General features: G+C 69.7%; 14 protein-coding genes. 3 read left to right on the top strand and 11 right to left on the bottom strand.

Going from position 1 to position 16,101, the window contains the following annotated elements; genetic code table 11:
* Positions 1-63: 63 nt before the first annotated feature.
* Genes E3O25_RS09120 through E3O25_RS09130 form a run of 3 tightly spaced genes read right to left on the bottom strand, consistent with a single transcriptional unit; the run spans position 64 to position 2,287 of the window.
* A complete protein-coding gene (locus tag E3O25_RS09120) occupies positions 64-921 on the bottom strand; it encodes a methyltransferase domain-containing protein (RefSeq protein ID WP_241983766.1) in 858 nt (285 codons plus the stop codon).
* Complete coding sequence (locus E3O25_RS09125; RefSeq protein ID WP_134360983.1) at positions 918-1,610, bottom strand: DUF2064 domain-containing protein; 693 nt, start codon at positions 1,608-1,610, stop codon at positions 918-920. Before E3O25_RS09125 ends, E3O25_RS09120 begins: the two co-directional genes overlap by 4 nt.
* A complete protein-coding gene (locus tag E3O25_RS09130; RefSeq protein WP_134360984.1) occupies positions 1,607-2,287 on the bottom strand; it encodes a glycosyltransferase family 2 protein in 681 nt (226 codons plus the stop codon). The genes E3O25_RS09125 and E3O25_RS09130 overlap by 4 nt, the downstream gene beginning before the upstream one ends.
* 208 nt (positions 2,288-2,495) lie before the next feature.
* Here E3O25_RS09130 and E3O25_RS09135 point away from each other — a divergent pair, with 208 nt between their 5' ends.
* Together E3O25_RS09135 and E3O25_RS09140 are read left to right on the top strand one after the other, a co-directional pair.
* Complete coding sequence (locus E3O25_RS09135) at positions 2,496-3,329, top strand: response regulator transcription factor (RefSeq protein WP_241983765.1); 834 nt, start codon at positions 2,496-2,498, stop codon at positions 3,327-3,329.
* Positions 3,330-3,447: 118 nt separating this feature from the next.
* A complete protein-coding gene (locus E3O25_RS09140) occupies positions 3,448-4,587 on the top strand; it encodes a sensor histidine kinase KdpD (protein ID WP_134360985.1) in 1,140 nt (379 codons plus the stop codon).
* Between the two features lie 139 nt (positions 4,588-4,726).
* Here the strand turns inward: E3O25_RS09140 and E3O25_RS09145 are convergent, their stop codons facing one another.
* From E3O25_RS09145 to E3O25_RS16945, 7 genes are all read right to left on the bottom strand, one after another.
* A complete protein-coding gene (locus E3O25_RS09145; RefSeq protein WP_134360986.1) occupies positions 4,727-6,076 on the bottom strand; it encodes an NAD(P)-dependent oxidoreductase in 1,350 nt (449 codons plus the stop codon).
* Positions 6,077-6,176: 100 nt separating this feature from the next.
* Positions 6,177-7,127 carry an MTAP family purine nucleoside phosphorylase gene (locus E3O25_RS09150; RefSeq protein ID WP_338419423.1) on the bottom strand — a complete coding sequence of 317 codons (951 nt, stop codon included), beginning with the start codon at positions 7,125-7,127 and terminating at the stop codon, positions 6,177-6,179.
* Between the two features lie 302 nt (positions 7,128-7,429).
* Positions 7,430-8,887 (bottom strand): DUF5719 family protein, encoded by a 1,458-nt coding sequence (locus tag E3O25_RS09155; protein ID WP_134360987.1) that lies wholly within the window; start codon positions 8,885-8,887, stop codon positions 7,430-7,432.
* Positions 8,877-11,912 carry a glycosyltransferase family 2 protein gene (locus E3O25_RS09160; protein WP_134360988.1) on the bottom strand — a complete coding sequence of 1,012 codons (3,036 nt, stop codon included), beginning with the start codon at positions 11,910-11,912 and terminating at the stop codon, positions 8,877-8,879. The genes E3O25_RS09155 and E3O25_RS09160 overlap by 11 nt, the downstream gene beginning before the upstream one ends.
* Positions 11,913-12,138: 226 nt before the next feature.
* Positions 12,139-12,456 carry a WhiB family transcriptional regulator gene (locus tag E3O25_RS09165; RefSeq protein ID WP_092112046.1) on the bottom strand — a complete coding sequence of 106 codons (318 nt, stop codon included), beginning with the start codon at positions 12,454-12,456 and terminating at the stop codon, positions 12,139-12,141.
* Between the two features lie 216 nt (positions 12,457-12,672).
* Positions 12,673-13,638, bottom strand: coding sequence for a UDP-glucose 4-epimerase GalE (gene galE, locus E3O25_RS09170; RefSeq protein ID WP_134361087.1), 966 nt, complete (start codon positions 13,636-13,638; stop codon positions 12,673-12,675).
* A gap of 45 nt (positions 13,639-13,683) precedes the next feature.
* A complete protein-coding gene (locus E3O25_RS16945) occupies positions 13,684-13,824 on the bottom strand; it encodes a hypothetical protein (RefSeq protein WP_166787643.1) in 141 nt (46 codons plus the stop codon).
* A 93-nt stretch (positions 13,825-13,917) separates the two neighbouring features.
* Here E3O25_RS16945 and E3O25_RS09175 point away from each other — a divergent pair, with 93 nt between their 5' ends.
* A complete protein-coding gene (locus E3O25_RS09175; RefSeq protein WP_134360989.1) occupies positions 13,918-14,874 on the top strand; it encodes a GlxA family transcriptional regulator in 957 nt (318 codons plus the stop codon).
* Between the two features lie 88 nt (positions 14,875-14,962).
* On the opposite strand, the gene E3O25_RS09180 is transcribed toward E3O25_RS09175, so the two are convergent.
* The gene (locus E3O25_RS09180; RefSeq protein ID WP_092112052.1) at positions 14,963-16,063 is read right to left on the bottom strand and encodes an aromatic acid exporter family protein; all 1,101 of its coding nucleotides are present in this window, start codon (positions 16,061-16,063) and stop codon (positions 14,963-14,965) included.
* Positions 16,064-16,101 lie beyond the last annotated feature (38 nt).

Raw genomic sequence — 16,101 nt, forward strand, 5'->3', positions numbered from 1 at the left:
GGAACCGGGCCCATGATCTAGCCTGGGCCCAGTTTCCGGGACCGGGCCCGGAAAGAACTGCGGTCAGGCGCGGGCGAGGCGGGCGAAGGAGCGGCCGCCGCGGGTCCACTCGGCGACCTGCACGAGGCCGACCCGGGCTGCTCGGCGGCGCAGCGCGCTGATTCCGATCTCAGCCCAGGGGAACGCGTCGCTCGTGCGTCCGGCGGCGTCGTGCAGGGTGCCCTCGTAGGCGACGTCATGCTCGGGGTCGCGATGCACTTCGATGACGAGCACTCCGTCGGCGGCGAGCAGCGCCACGCAGCGATCGAGCAGGGCATCGGGGTCGCCGCCGATGCCGATGTTGCCATCGACGAGCAGCAGGGTCGCCCAGGTTCCCGCGAGCGGGATGTCGTCGAACACCGAACGCTGCAGCACGGCGAGTCCGGCGGCGAGCGCGATTCGCACAGCGGTCGGCGAGACGTCGACGCCGAGGGCGTCGAGCCCCTCATCGATCGCGGCCTGGATCATGCGGCCCGGTCCGCAGCCGATGTCGAGCACCGGTCCCGCGACGCCGGCGAGCAAGGAGCGGTCGGTCGCGTCCGCGTCGGCACTCCAGCGTGCGGCGTGCATGGTCGATACCCGTGCGGGGGTTCCCGGCTCGGCATCGGCGTGAGTGCTGTGCAGGTACAGCACGTTGTCGGCGCTCTGCAACGCCTGGGCATACGGTTCGGATCCGCCGGCGCCGAACGTGGTCGGGCGGCGAAAGCGCTCTGCGGTCGCCCGGTCGACAGCGTCATCGGCCGCCCAGTCGGCGGGCTGGCCGACCAGCTCTGGCGTGAATCGGTCAGCGTCGGCGGCATCGTCGCCGATCGCCCAGACGGAGGTTTCATCGCCGATCGCCCAGTCGACCGCCTGCCGCAGACGAGACGAGACGAGAGTCACGAGCGTGCCCCGATCAGCGCGGGGAGGTCGGCAGCACTCAGGTCGGCACCGTCGACGACGTCGCGCCGAGCGGATGCCCGCATCCCCGCGAAAGTACGCGCGAAGCGCGTATCGGAGGCGACCGAGGCGACCGCGCGGGCATCCGCTATGGTGTCGATGTCGGTGAGTGCGGGCAGCAGACCCACGGTGAGACCGGCCCGGTCGAGGCGTCGCAGCTGGTGCGTGCCGGTGTCGGAGCGGCTCATCGGAATGCCGCGAAGCAGGGCACCGGTGGAGTTTTTCAGGGCGAGGGCCCAGAAACCGCCGTCGTTTGCGGGGCCGAACCAGGCATCCGTTTCGTCACCCCAGCCGAAGAAAACCGGTTCGAGGGCCGCAGCGCTGACCTGCGGGGTGTCCATTCCGAGGAGCAGGGTCGGCTCGTCGAGGTGGTCGAAGATGGCGGCGAGGCGTTCGTCGAGGCCGCCGGTGGCCTGCGGCAGAATCTCCCAGTCGGACGCCTCGGGCGGTGGCGTCACACCATCGAACGCCAGGATGTGGCGGGTGGCGGGCAGCCGAGATGCGAGCATGAGGGTGTCGCTGAGGCTGGCGGCGGCGAGTTCGGCGGCCTGCTCGAGGGAGAGCGGCGGGTGCAGGCGAGTCTTCACCTTGCCGGGCAGGCATTCCTTGGCGATGACGACGATCGCGGTCATGAGCGGTCTCCTCGCTGGGTGACGGCGAGCAGCGCTGCCATGTCCTTGATCGCAGTGAGGGTGCCGCGCACGGTTCCGGTCACCTTGCTGCGACCGACCCGCGGCGAATAGCCGGTGTCGACTTCTAGGATGCGCCAGTTGGCCGCAGCCGCACCGAGAAACATCTCGAGCGGATACCCGCTACGGCGGTCGCGGAGGTCGAGGGCGAGGAGGTGGTCGCGGCGGGCCGCTCGCATGGGGCCGAGGTCATGAATGTTCACACCTGTTATTCGGCGCAGTCGCCAAGAAAGATAGGTATTTGCTACACGGGCGTGCGGAGGCCACGCACTGCGGGTGGTCGGGCGGCGGCGTCCGAGCACCAGATCGGCCTCATCGTCGCTGATCGGGTCCACCACTCGGGGCAGGTCGCGGGGATCCATCGAGGCGTCGGCATCGCAGAACGCCACGATCGGGGCGGTCGCGGCGAGAAGCCCCGCGTGGGCGGCGGCGCCGAATCCGCGGCGGCTCTCGTGCACGATGTGCGCGCCGAGGGCTCGCGCAACGTCGGCGGAACCGTCGGTCGAGCCGTTGTCGACGACGATCGCCCGGTAGCCGGCGGGCATCCGTTCGAGGATCCAGGGCAATGCCTGCGCCTCGTTCAGGCAGGGCAACACCACGTCCACCCGAATGTTCATCATTATTCGACCCTAAGCGGGGGGTCTGGGCCTTCGAGGCGAAAGAGGTTACGAACCGCTGACGGATGCTGGGCTTTAGTGCGCAGAGTTACCCAGCACCGCCCACCCTCGGGAAGCGGGCCCAAGCACTCGGCGGGAGAAAGACGTGCGCCTGCGGCGGAACGGCGCGCAGGTCTGCGCAGATCCGCGGCCGCCCGCCTAGTCTGAGGGGGTGTCCCCCTCCCAATACTTTGCACCGCCCCGAGCGGATGCCCTCGCCGGGCGCCGCGTGCTCGTGATCGAGGACGATCCCATGGTGTCCGAGGTGGTCGGGCAGTATCTGCGCGCCGCCGGATTCGTCGTCGACGAAGCCGTCGACGGGCTCGCCGGTCTGCGCCAGGCCGAAAGTGTGCAGCCCGACCTCGTGGTGCTCGACCGGATGCTGCCGCTGCTGGATGGCATCGAGGTCTGCCGGCGCATTCGTGTGAACTGGGGCGCGCTGCCGGTGATCATGTTAACCGCCCTCGGCGAAGAGGAGCACCGCATCGAAGGGCTCGAGGCGGGCGCCGACGACTATCTGGTGAAACCGTTCTCGCCGCGAGAACTCGTGCTGCGGGTGCAGTCGGTGCTGCGGCGCAGCGGCACCGAATCGATTCCGGAGGGGATCCTCGACGCCGGCGAGTTCTCGCTCAACCTCGCCGCGCATGAGATTCGGCTGCGCGGCAAGCCGCTCGTGCTCACGAGCCGGGAATTCGACCTGCTCGCCTACTTGATCTGGCGGCCGTCGAAGGTGCTCACCCGCGAAGAACTGCTGCGCTCGGTCTGGGGCTGGGAATTCGGTGACCTCTCCACGGTGACCGTGCACGTGCGCAGGTTGCGGGAGAAGATCGAGGTCGACCCGGCGCATCCGCTGCTCGTGAACACCGTCTGGGGGGTCGGATACCGGTTCGATCCGGTGCCGCTCGGGCCGGCCTCGGGCGGCGAGACGTCGGGCGACACGACGTCAGCCGGCACCGCGTCGGGCAGCACGGCATCGGGCAGCGCGACGTCAGGCGGCACCGCATGAGGGTGCCGGCCAGCGACCCCCGAGCTGCGCTGAACAACTCGCCGAAGCCCACCGCCGGGAGCGCCCGAACGCGCACGGGCGGGGCGGGCGGCATCCGCTTCGCAGGAAGCGCCGCACGATGACCGCCGGCGTCTTCGCGACCGTGGCCGGCATCGCCCTCGGCTGCGCGCTCGTTGTGGGCGCGCTGGGATTGCTCGCGCTGCGCCTGTTGTCGCGGGGATCGCTCGTGACGCAGCTCATCGTCGTCGCGTTCGCGACCGTGGCGTCGGTGGTCAGCGGCACCGCAGCGGTGGCCTCGCTCATGTACCTGTCGGCGCACGACCTGACCGTGTTCTATTCGGTGGCCGTCGTCGCCGGAATCGTGTCACTCGTCATGGCGTCGGTGCTGGGACGCTCCCTGGTGCGCGACAACCGCTATTTTCGGGCCGCGGCGGTGAGTATCGGTCGCGGCGAATCGGTGATCTCACCGGAGCGGCATACCAGTACGGAGTTCGCCTCGCTGGCCGGGGAGCTGGCCGCGACGGCCGACCGGCTGAGCGAATCGCGCGAGCAGGAGGAACGGATCGAGACCGCGCGGCGCGAGATCGTGGCGTGGATCTCGCACGACCTGCGCACACCGCTGGCCGGGATTCGGGCCATGGCGGAGGCCCTTGAGGACGGCATGGCACCCGACCCCGACCGGTATTACGTGCAGATCCGCGGGCAGGTCGACCGGCTCAGCGGCATGGTCGATGACCTGTTCGAGCTGTCCAAGATTCACGCCGGGGCGCTGCAGCTCAACCTGGAACGGGTGGCCCTCTACGACCTGATCAGCGACACCATCGCCGACCTCGCACCGGTCGCGCTCGCCAAATCGCTCAACCTGTGCTTCGAGGGTGAACGCGGTCTCACCCTGCAAGCGGATGCCCGCGAGCTCGCCCGCGCGGTCGGCAACCTGGTCATGAACGCCATTCAGCATTCCCCGGCCGGCAGCGCCATCGTGGTCTCGGTCACCCGGCACGTCGACGGGCGCGCGGTGATCTCCGTCGTCGATGCCGCCGGGGGCATTCCCGAGCAGGACCTCGGCCGGGTGTTCGAGGCGGGATGGCGAGCGAGCGAGCCGCGCACCGCGTCCGATGCGGGACAAAGCGGCGGCGCCGGGTTGGGACTCGCCATCGTCGACGGTATCGTGCGGGCTCATGCTGGGCAGGTGACCGTGACCAATGTGGGCGGCGGGTGCCGGTTCGAATTGCTGCTGCCGCAGCATCCGGCGGGGTGAGGCGGTCGTTTCGGCTCTCCGCCGTGGCTAATTCAGGAAATTTTCCTGTGGGCCGCGTCGGCACGCCCGGAAACCGGCGGTAACGGCCGGATGCCAGCCCGGATTTCCTGAATTAGCCACCGAGAATGATCGGGACCGGTCAGGGAAGCACCGCCGCACGCAGCGGCGCCGTGGCGAACTCGCGCATGCCGTCGTCGAAGGAGACCTGGGCCGCCCAGCCGAGCTCCGTGCGCAGACGCTCCGACGATGCGGTGATGTGCCGCACGTCGCCGAGCCGATACTGGCCGGTCACGATCGGGGCCAGGCCACCGGATGCCGCAGCGAGGGCGGTCGCCATATCGCCGATGGTGTGCACGATTCCGCTGCCGACATTGAACGGGCGAAATATTCCAGAATCGGAATGCACGGTCGGCGGCCTCGACGAGGCCTCATCAGCGGGAGCGGGCCGGGGAGAGACTGTTGAATCGGTGGCGGGAACAGCTTGGCCCGCAACATCCGTTGTCGTGACAGCCGCTCGCGATACCCAGTCGAACGCGGTGAACTCCAGCGCGGCGATGTTGGCCGCGGCCACATCGCGCACGTGCACGAAGTCGCGGCGCTGCCGACCGTCTTCGTAGACGCGCGGGGCTTCGCCGCGCTCGATCGCCGAGCGGAACAGCGAAGCGACTCCCGCATACGGAGTGTTCTGCGGCATACCGGGGCCGTAGACGTTGTGATAGCGCAGGGCGGCGACGCGTCCGCCGGTCGAGCGGGCCCAGGCGGTGGCGAGGTATTCCTGACCGAGTTTGCTGCTCGCGTAGACATTGCGCGGGTCGAGCGGATCGGTCTCGCTCACCAGCACGGGCTCGAGCGGGCGCCCGGTGACCGGGTCGAGGGGGTCGAACCGTTTGGCGTCGAGGTCACTCGCGCGGCGCGGGCCGGGCCGGGTGAATCCGTTCGGGCCGCGGTAGCTGCCCTCGCCGTAGACGACCATGGAAGACGCCAAAACCAGACGACGGATGCCCCGCTCGGCCATCGCGGCCAGCAGCACCGCGGTCCCCACCTCGTTGCTGTGCACGTAGTCGGGGGCGTCGGCGAAGTCCACTCCCAGCCCCACCTTTGCGGCCTGGTGACACACCACATCGATGCCGTCGAGGGCGCGGGCGACCGTGGCCGGGTCGGTGACGTCGCCGTGCACGAACTCGACGCGCGGGTCGAGTCTGGCTGGAGCTGTCCGGGCCCGGGCCCGGAACGTGGGCCCATGATTTATCGTGGGCCCGGTTTCCGGGCCCGGGCCCGGAACGGATTCGATGTCGGACCCGGGCCCGGCACCGGATCCGGCATCGGCATCGGCATCGGCATCGGTTTGACGTTCCGGCGCGGGGCCGTGCACGTCGGCGCGCAGCGAATCGAGCACGCGCACGCGGTAGCCGCGGGCGAGGGCAGCATCGACGATTGCCGATCCGATGAAGCCGGCGCCCCCGGTGACGAGCAGGAGTTCGCCGGTCATGACGGGTTCCGCTCGAAGTTGCCGGCCCGGCCCCGGGCCGGAGCGTGCGGCTGCTCCCCGGCAATCGTCAGGCGCCCGAGGCAGGGGGCAATCCAGGCGGTCATCGCGTGGACTCCTCGAGCGAATCCGACAGCGCCGAATCCGACAGCAACGAGTCCGACAGCACCGCACGCCCGAGCACGGCATCGACCTCGGCCGGGTCGACGAGTTGCCGCGGAGCGAAGTCCGCGGGCAGGGCACGCAGAATCCCGTCGATCGCGGCCAGGATGCGCGGCTGGGCGTCGCGGAGGCGACGGAATACGGCCGACGCGGTGACGGCATCCGTCTCACGGGTTTCGGTGCCGAGCACCGGTGCCAGCCCGGCGTCGGCGTCGGTCACGAACGACAGGTTGACCGTGCCCATGTTGAGTTCGCCGGCCAGCACGATCTCGGGGTAGGCGGTCATATTCACGATGTGCGCACCGATCGACTGGAACCAGACCGACTCGGCCCTGGTCGAAAACCTGGGGCCCTGAATGACGACGACGGTGCCGGTGGGCGCGAAGTTCTCGCCCAGATTCTCGAGGGCGCTCAGCGCATAACCGCGCAGGAGAGGGTCGAACGGGTCGGCGGCGGAAAGGTGCTGCACCGACTCCCGGTCGTAAAAGGTGTCGGCGCGTCCGCTCGTGCGGTCGATGAACTGGTCGGTGACCACGAGCAGGCCCGGCGCGTACTCCGGAGTGATTCCCCCGACGGCCGACGAGGAAATAATCGCCCGCACGCCGATCGAGGCGAGCGCCCAGATGTTGGCGCGGTAGTTGATCAGGTGCGGAGCGACACTGTGGCCGCTGCCGTGACGGGGCAGAAACGCGACGCGGCGACCGGCGCGCAGGCCGATCGTGACCGGAGCGGTTCCGTAGGGGGTGTGCACCTGGTGCATCACAGCGCCGGCCGGGTCGATGAGTTCGTAGAGCCCGGAGCCGCCGATCACGGCGATCTCCGCCCGCGCGGTCGGGTCGGCCAGGGGATCAGCGACAGGGTCAACCGTCGGGGCAGTCGGGTCAAGCGTCACAAGCGGCTCCCAGTGTTAAAAAGTCGAGTGTTCAGTGTGCCATCGAAACCTGCAAAACCCGCAGACGGATGCCCCGCCGACCGACCGGGCCCGGGCCCGGTCGCTGGGCCCACGATAGAACATGGGCCCGGTTGCCGGGCCCGGGCCCGGTCGAACCTTGTCGGCGCAACCGAAAGCAGAACCGGCCACCGCGAAAAGTGGATGCGGGCCCCCCTCACTCGGACGGGGCCCGGGCCCCGTCCCCCGGCCCAGGTTATAAACTGGGCCCCTGGACGGGGCCCAGGCCCCGTCCCTAAAGAGGGCTAGTGCGTGTAGACGCGGATCGCCGAGGCGAGCGGCCCGGGCGGGTTCAGCGCGAACGATGAGAGCACCCCGTCACCGGAGTAGTCCACGAGCGCCCAGAGTTCCGATCCGCCGCTCACGACGTAGACCGTTCCACCGGTCAGCGGCACGGTGGCGCTGGCCCCGGCCTCGACCTCAACAACCAGAGGGGTTTCCGCGGCGGGCGTGAGGGTGAGGGAGGTATCCGCTGCCCCACTGTTGACGAGGTGCAGCGTCGGTGACGGGCCGGCGGCCACGGCGACCGCAAACGATCCTGCGAGCGGCGCCGACGCCGAAAACCAGGCAAAGTCCTTGCCCCCGGCACTGTCGACGGCTGTGCGGGCGGCCGCCACGATCGGCTCGTCGGAGCGCAGCTGCACCGAGTAACTGCCCACGATCAGCGGCGCCAGCGGAATCTCCGTGGCGATCCCGGGCTCCACCTCCACCTGGGTCGAGGTACCCTCGGCGGTTCCATCGGCGCTCGTCACGCCGATCTGCACGGTCGCCGCGACCGCACCCGGCACGAACACCCGAATCGACGGGGTGTCGGCGTTGAAGCCCTCACCCGTCGTCACGGTCTCCTCCGAGACGGCCGCCATGACGCGCACCCCGGCGATGATCTGGTTGGTGCCGGGGGTCGCCGTCGTGCCGATGATCTCGACTCCGCCGGGTTCGATACCGCGGATGCTGCTCTGCTCGAGCGACGCCGCCACCTGCCCGCCGCGGGACTCCACGTGCAGCACCGGCGACTTCACGTTCGGGGCGAGTCCGGCGAGCGAGATGACCCGCTGCTCCCCCGGCTGCACCAGGATTCCGGTGGCGCCCGGCGCGTCGACGAGTCCGCTCTCGCCGGCGACCGTCACGTTCACGGTGGCGAGCACGGTGGTGGGGTTGCTCAGCAGCAGCAGGCTCGTGCGACCGATGTCGGTCGAGCCGCCCACGATCCAGCTGTCGCTGACCGCTTCGGCGCAGGCGGCGACGGCGAGTCCGCCGATGGTGTCGGTCGCGGCGACCTGCGACTGGCTGCCGGCCACAAGCGGCGGCAACGCAGCGCCGTCCTGCACGGGCACGGTCAGCAGCAACGGCGGCTGCCGACTGTTCGAATCGTCGACCGCGCTGATCTCGGTCACCTGCGGCCGAATCTGCGCAAAATCTGAAGCCGAGACCGCGCCGTACACAGCGGATGCCGCCCCGACGCTGGACGCCGCCTGCGCCTGGGTCGAATCCTCGGCCAGGGTCAGCACCGGCCCGGGGCAGACCCGCTGCTGTTCGCTCGGCAGCGGCTCGATCTCGCTCGCCTGCGGTTCGCGTTCCAGGGTCGGCAGCGTCACCAGGGTGGCTGCGCCGAGCGTGGCGACGACGACGGCGATGCCGACGAGGCCGAGCACACCGCGACCGGCCCGGCCGCCGATGCGGGCGAGTTGACTTCTATCGGGCATTGTCGTCCTCCACAGCCTGGGCAAGCGCATCATCGACGGCCGCGTCGTCGGCGAACCCGTCGTTCGACTGCAGCCCGGTTCCGACACCGGTCTCCCGGTCGATGGCGAGGTCGGCTTCCAGGTCGGTACCGAGCGGCACGTCCAGGTCGGCATCGAGGTCGGAGATCACCTTGCTTCGCCGCGCACGTTTCGTCTTCTGCTTCGCGTCGGCGCGGGCCGCCCGGCGAATCGCGTCGCGGTTGGCCTGGCGCACGGCTTCGCGTCCGGCGCCGATCGGCAGCGACAGCAACACGGCGCTGCCCACCACGGCGAGGGCGATCAGCAGGGTCACGAGACCGAAGACGCCGCCGGCGCGAGCCGGCAGGGGGGTCGAGGCGGCAGCATCCGTTTCGCCGAACTGCCACAGTCGACCGAACTCGGTGTCGCCGACCGGGGCCAGCGCGGCATTGCCGTCGAGGGCGGTTTCGGTGCGCAGGGCCGTTTCGGCAGCGTCGACGCTGTCGCCGGCCGGCTGCAGCACGATAAAGCGGATGCCGAACTCGGCCAGCTCCGCGCTGGTCTCGAGCCCGCTGCGTGACGCCAGGTTGCCGGCGAGTTCCGCGAGTGCTTTCTCCCGGGCGCTGAGCGTCTGGTCGGTGCTGTCCAGCGTGGATTGCTGGTTCAGGGTGGCGCCGACGCCGCGCTCGACCGTGGCCAGCAGGCCACCGTCGGCCTGCGGAACGAGTTGCAGCGTACCGACCCGAGGGTCGATCTCGGCTTCGGCGGCGACGAAAGCCGGCTGGGTCTGCCCGGTGCCCTCCCGCACGGCGGCAGTGCCGAGGTGCAGCGAGGCGACGAGCGGCAGCACGACCACGGCCAAGGTGAGCGCGGCGACCACGCCGGGCGTCGACGCGAAGCGGTGCAGGGAGCGCAGGCCGATCACCAGGGCGCCGACCAGGCCGAGCCAGTACAGGCTGAGGCCTGACCCGGTCCAGACGCGCACCGGTTCGGCGCCGATCGCGGCGAGCACGAGCTGGTTGGCGGCGAGGGCGGTGCCAAAGCCGAGCAACGCGACCAGCCAGGCGCCGCTGGCCAGCCGAGCGCCTGGCAGCAGCAGCGCCAGCAGGGCGAGCACGGCGAGCGGTGCGAGCAGAATGGGTACGAACAGCTGCGGGTCGAGGCCGACGACGCCGAACCGGTCGAGCACCCCGGCCCAGCCATCGGTGCCGGGCAGTCCGAGCAGCAGCTGCAGGGTGGGTGCGTGGGCGCTCGGCACGGGCAGGCCCGGGTCGGCGACGAGGTTCAGCCAGCTGCCGCGCAGACCCTGATCGGCAATGAGCGGCAGCGCGAGGGCGAGCGCCGGCAGCGGGATACCGATGAAGCGCATCACCCGGCGGCCGGCCACAAAAACGCTGAGCCCCCAGACCACGAGCAGGGCGGGGGCGAGCGACGGCGCGCAGGCGACGACCGCTGCGAACAGCAGGGCAGCGGATGCCGACGCCGACCAGGTGCGCGCGGCGGCGAACCAGGCGAAGAACAGCCACGGCAGCAGCAGGTGCACCAGAATGGCGGCCGGGCGACCGTCGGCGAGGGCGATCAGAAAGGTCGGGGCGAGCACCCAGAGTGCAGCGGCCAGGGCGCGCAGGCTGCCGCGGTCGGTCAGGCGCGTCGCGGCCATCCAGGCGCCGACGGCGGCGAGCGGGAAGGCGAGGGCGTAGACCAGCACGAGCGCGAACGACGGCGACCAGAACGCGACCCCGCCGAGCACGACGAGCACCGCGGCGAACGGGTCGGCCGCGCCGACGAAGCCGAGCCCCAGGTCGCGCCAGCCGTAGCCGACGCTCGCCCACAGCTCGGGCAGGCTCGGCGAGAGCGGCAGAAGCCCGCCGCCGGTGAGGGTGTCGGCGCCGAGCAGCGGCACCATCATGATGATGCCCGTGACGGCCGCGGCGAGCATGGTCCAGGCGCCGCCGCCGGAGAAGAACCGAATTTCGGGGCGTTCGCCGTGCAGCCCGAACAGGCTTGCCTCCCGCTTGAGGGAGTGGCGTCGGCGCACTTCGGCCGAGGGTACCCGCAGCGTGGAGATGGCATCCCAGCCGAGCGTGCGGGTCTTCGCGAACGAGCGGCGCGCGTTGCCGACGCGCATGCCGTTGAAGGCGGCGCCGAACGCGGCCGAGAATTCGCCGACGATGGCACCGGGTTCCTTGCGCAGCAGCTGGCCGATCGAGCGCACGAAGGCGAGCGGCAGCAGCGACAGCCAGTGAAAGATCAGGGCGCCGGCCGGTGCGTAGACCAGGCGGCGGTGCAGTTGCGCCGAACGTTCGGCCCGCACCCGGCGGCGACGCAGGCGGCCCCGGGACGACTGGTTCGGTCCGGCGACGCCGTCACCGGCCGAGGCGACGCGGGCGGCCGGAACCACCGATACGCGGTAGCCGGCCAGGCGCACGCGCACGCAGAAGTCGAGCGAGTCGTCAACGACCGGCAGGGCCGGGTCGAACCCGCCGAGCTGCTCCCAGACGGTATGGCGCACGAGCATGCCGCCGGCGCTGACGGCGAGCACGTCGCTCAGGCCGTCGTGCTGGCCCTGGTCGAGTTCACTCTCCACGAGGGTGACGGTGGCGCCGGTCGGCGTCATCGATTCACCGAAGTTGTGAATGTATTCGCCGGCGATCCACTCCATCACCTTCGGCCCTGCGACGGCCACCGAGGGGGCGATCTCAAGCGCGTCAACGAGGGCCTCGAGGGCGTTCGGTTCCGGTGCGCTGTCCTGGGCGAGCAGCCAGAGCAGCTCGCGGTCGTGCGTGGGCGGGGTGGTCACGCGCACGGCGGCGGCGATCGCCTGCCCGAAGTTCAAGTCGGCGTCGGCGGCGATGAACTGCGTCGGCCCGAATGCGGCGAGCATCGCGGCGGTCGCATCGCTCGAGCCGCAATCAACGGTGATGACAATGTCGGGTTTACGGGTCTGCAGCGACAACGCCTTGAGAGTTCGCTCAAGGTGTTTCGCGCCGTTTCGGGCGACAAGGATGGCGGTGACTCTCGGTTGCATAACAGCACCAGCCTAGGTCGGTATCGGCCGGGGGCCCTGAACCGAGAGGGCGCGCCCCCAATATTGACCCGGCAATAAGCGGATGCCGCGGCGCCTCTCCCGAGGCAACCCCGGGCGCAGCCGCGGTCACCGTCACCCGCTCAGCGGAGGCTCAGCACCAGCGGGCCCGAGCGCGGGCGCAGCGGCAAGCGAAAGCCGCGGCATCCGCTCACACCCGAGGTCTGGGTCAGGCGCGCTTACGCAGTTTGCGCCGCTCGCGCTCGGATAGGCCACCCCAGATGCCGAACCGCTCGTCGTTGCCGAGCGCGTATTCAAGGCACTGGTTGCGCACCTCGCAGCCGGAGCAGATTTTCTTGGCGTCGCGGGTTGAGCCACCCTTTTCGGGGAAGAACGCCTCGGGGTCGGTCTGCGCGCAGAGCGAGTCGGCCTGCCAGGCGAGAACGTTTTCGTCGCCGAGATCTTGTCGTACTCCCGGAACACCGAGGGTGACGGGGTCAACGAACCAGTCCTCTGGCACTCCGGAACGATAGTCGGGTATAGCCATATCGTCTCCCAGCGCTCGTTCCGCACCGAATAGTGCTGTACCTAATTACACCGGTGTAATTCAATAACGTCAAGTCGCGGATCGTAAACCCTCAATACGGGCTGGAGGGTTGCGACGCGCCGACGGCGCCAAAATCGGGCATTCGGGGGGTAGGCGGCGTGCGTGGCAACATTGCGAACGTAGCACGATGGTGGTCGGTGCCGGCGTGTCGCGCCGTCAGTGCGCGGCGGCGCGCGACGAATCCCAGGCGCTCTGCACCATCTGCTCGAGGGTGTGGCGCATACTCCAGCGCAGATCCCGGGCCGCGAGCGCGCCCGACGCCACGATGCGATCCGGGTCGCCGGCGCGGCGCGGCGCGATCTCGGGGGTGAAGTCGATTCCGGTGATCCGGCGCACGGTGGCCATGATCTCGCCGACCGAGACGCCGTCGCCGCTGCCGAGGTTATAGACCGGTTCGATCGGCTGGCCGTCAGAGAGGCGGCGGGCCGCCGCAACGTGCGAGAGCGCCAGGTCGGCCACGTGAATGTAGTCACGCACACAGGTTCCGTCGGGGGTGGCGTAGTCGTCGCCGTTGATGCGCGGCGTGCGCCCATCGAGCAGGGCGGCGAAGACCAGCGGAAACAGGTTGTGCGGGCTGGTGTCGCTCAGGGCGAGGTCGCCGGAACCGACGACGTTGAAGTAGCGCAGCGACGTGTGGCGCAGGCCGGTCGCAACGGCCTGGTCGCGCAGCAGCCACTCGCCGATCAGTTTGGATTCGCCGTAGGGCGACTCCGGGTTCTTCGCGGTCTCTTCGGTGACGAGGTCGGTGCGCGGGGTGCCGTAGACGGCGGCGCTCGACGAGAACACGATGCGGTCGATCTCGGCCGTATTCATGGCCGCGAGCAGGGTGGCCGTGGCGGTCACGTTCTGTTCGTAGGTGTGCAGCGGGCGCTGCATCGAGACGCCGGCGTACTTGAACCCGGCCACGTGCACGACGCCGTGCACCGCGTGTTCGTGGAACGTGTGCACCAGCAGGCCGCCATCGAGCACACTGCCGCGCACGAAGGGAACATTGGCCGGCACGAACGATTCGTGGCCGCTCGACAGGTCATCGAGCACGACCACGTCGAGGCCCTCGGCCTGAAATGCCCGCACCACATGGGAGCCGATGTAGCCCGCTCCGCCGGTAACCAACCACGCCATATGCCCCGCTCGTTCGCGCGGCGCGTTCTGCGCCACCGCTACAGGCTAGCGCCAGCGAATCAGTGCGTCGTAGTCGGAGGTGATCCGGGTGGGCTGGCGGCGGTAGCCGTCGCTCCGGGCGGAGCGAATCGTCGCGACCAGACCGGCCACGGCAAGAACGGTGAGGAAGAGAATGAGAAAGGTCATGGCAGAAACTCTATGTATTGTGCTTTTCTGCCGCGAGTGGCAGAATCGACAGTGTTCGACACATTCCTGCCATCGTCTGCAGAACGGATGCCCATGCTTCGCAAAATCGTCTGCGTCACCCTCCCGGGTCTGGCGCCGTTCGAGTTCGGCGTCATCTGCGAGGTGTTCGGCATCGACCGCAGTGCCCAGGGCGGGCCGGCGTTCGACTTTCACGTCGTCGCCGCCGAACCCGGCCCGATCCGCACCAAGATCGGCTTCGACATCGTCGTGCACGACAACCTGTCCGCCGCCGCCGACGCCGACCTCATCGCCATTCCCGGCTACGAATCCGGCGCGCCCATCGACCCGCGGGTGCTGCAGGTCGTGCGCGACGCCGAAGCCCGCGGCGCCTGGGTGCTCAGCGTCTGCAGCGGCGCGTTCGTGCTCGCCCACGCCGGAATCCTCGACGGACGCCGCAGCACCACCCACTGGATGTACACCGACGCCCTCGCTCGCTCGTTCCCGAACACGACCGTCGACCCCGACGTTTTGTTCGTCGACGACGACCACGTCGTCACCGGGGCCGGAACCGCCGCCGGCATCGACGCCGCGCTGCACATCGTGCGCACCGAACTCGGCGTGACCGCCGCCAACGTCATCGCCCGCCGCATGGTCGTGCCCCCGCAGCGCGACGGCGGCCAGTCGCAGTACATCGAGGCACCGGTCGTCGACTGCCAGGACGAGTCCTTCGCCGCTGTCACCGAGTGGATGCTGCGTCACCTCGACCAGGACCTCCCGGTAGACCTGCTCGCCCGCAAGTCGCTCATGTCACCGCGCACCTTCGCCCGCCGGTTTCGCGCCGAACTCGGCACCACTCCCACCCGCTGGCTCAACCGGCAGCGCCTGCTGCGCGCGCAGGAATTGCTCGAGGAGTCCTCGCGTAGCCTCGAGGAGATCGCCGCGGACACCGGCTTCGGCGCGGCCGCGGTGATGCGCCACCACTTCCTGCAGGTGCTGCAGACCACGCCCACCGCCTACCGTCGGGCCTTCGGTCCGCGCCAGGCCGGCTAGCCGGGGCATCCGCTCGGCTGCGCGCACGCTGCGCGGGGCAGCGAGCGACCGGCGACCGACCGGCGACCGACCGGCGAAACGGTCGGCCTCAGCCGAGCGGCGCGCTCGCGGATGCCACTGCCTCCTCGCGGTCAGCTTTCGGGCCGAGGGCCACCAGAATGCGTTTCAGGTCGATCACGATGGCGGCGGTGGGGCTCAAGGTCGCAGCCCCCGCGCCGATCTCGTGCTGCATCGCGCTCAGGATCGCCTCGACAGCTGCGTCGGCACGATCCAGGAGCTGCCTGTCGGCCTCAGCTGTGACGGCCGCCGCCACCGCGTGCAGGGCCTCGCTGAGCACCGGCCGTAATTTTGGCGGCAGGTCGAGCGGGATCGGCTTGCCCCAGACCATGCCGGCCAGAACCTCGGTGAGGTTACGAATGTGAAACGTCACGTTTTCGAGCGCCACCAGCGCGTCATAGTCGGTGTCGAGGTTCGCCCGGTGGAACCACGCTCGAGGGTTTCCCTTGCGGCTCTCGTCGGCGGTCTGCACGGCCGTACGCACCTGCCGGGCCGCCGCGTTGAGCGTGGTCCCCTGCGAGGCCCAGTCGTCGCTGCCCGGCGGCCAACTCGCCGTCAGGGCATTGCCGATCTCGGTGAGGTGCGCCGCCAGGGTTCTCCGAAATGAGGTCAGGCGTTTGCGCGCCGGGCCGATGGCCAGGGGCGGCAGAATCAGCAAATTGACGGCCAGGCCGACAACGATGCCCAGACACAGCTGGGTCGCGTAACCAATCGAATAGCCGTCGGCATCGGGCCCGCCGATGATCAGCACGAAGAGGGCCGTGATGGGCACGTATTCGCCGCCCACGCCCATCCACCTCATTCCCCCGATCAGGGTGCCCAGGCCGACGACGAACGAGAGGGTCCACACGTTGGGCTCACTCACAAGCAGAACGATGCCGGCCAGACCGACGCCGATGACCACACCGGCCAGCGTCTGGGCCGCGCTGCGAACCGAGCGCATAAGCGTGGGGTGCATGCTCAGCAGCGCGCCCAACGGTGCGTAGTACGGAAACTCCTTGGCGGTGCCCGGCATCAGCGGAGCGAGCGACCAGGCGATGGCCACGGCGATACAGATCTTGGCCACCTGCAGCGCTCGTGGCCGCATCAGCTGTTCGGTGACCCACTTTCGGGCCTGCCTGGTACGCGGCATCGTTTCTCGGTTCCCATCGCTTGCGGATGCCCTCCGGC

The sequence above is a fragment of the Cryobacterium sp. TMT1-3 genome (assembly GCF_004402315.1).
Taxonomy (GTDB): domain Bacteria; phylum Actinomycetota; class Actinomycetes; order Actinomycetales; family Microbacteriaceae; genus Cryobacterium; species Cryobacterium luteum.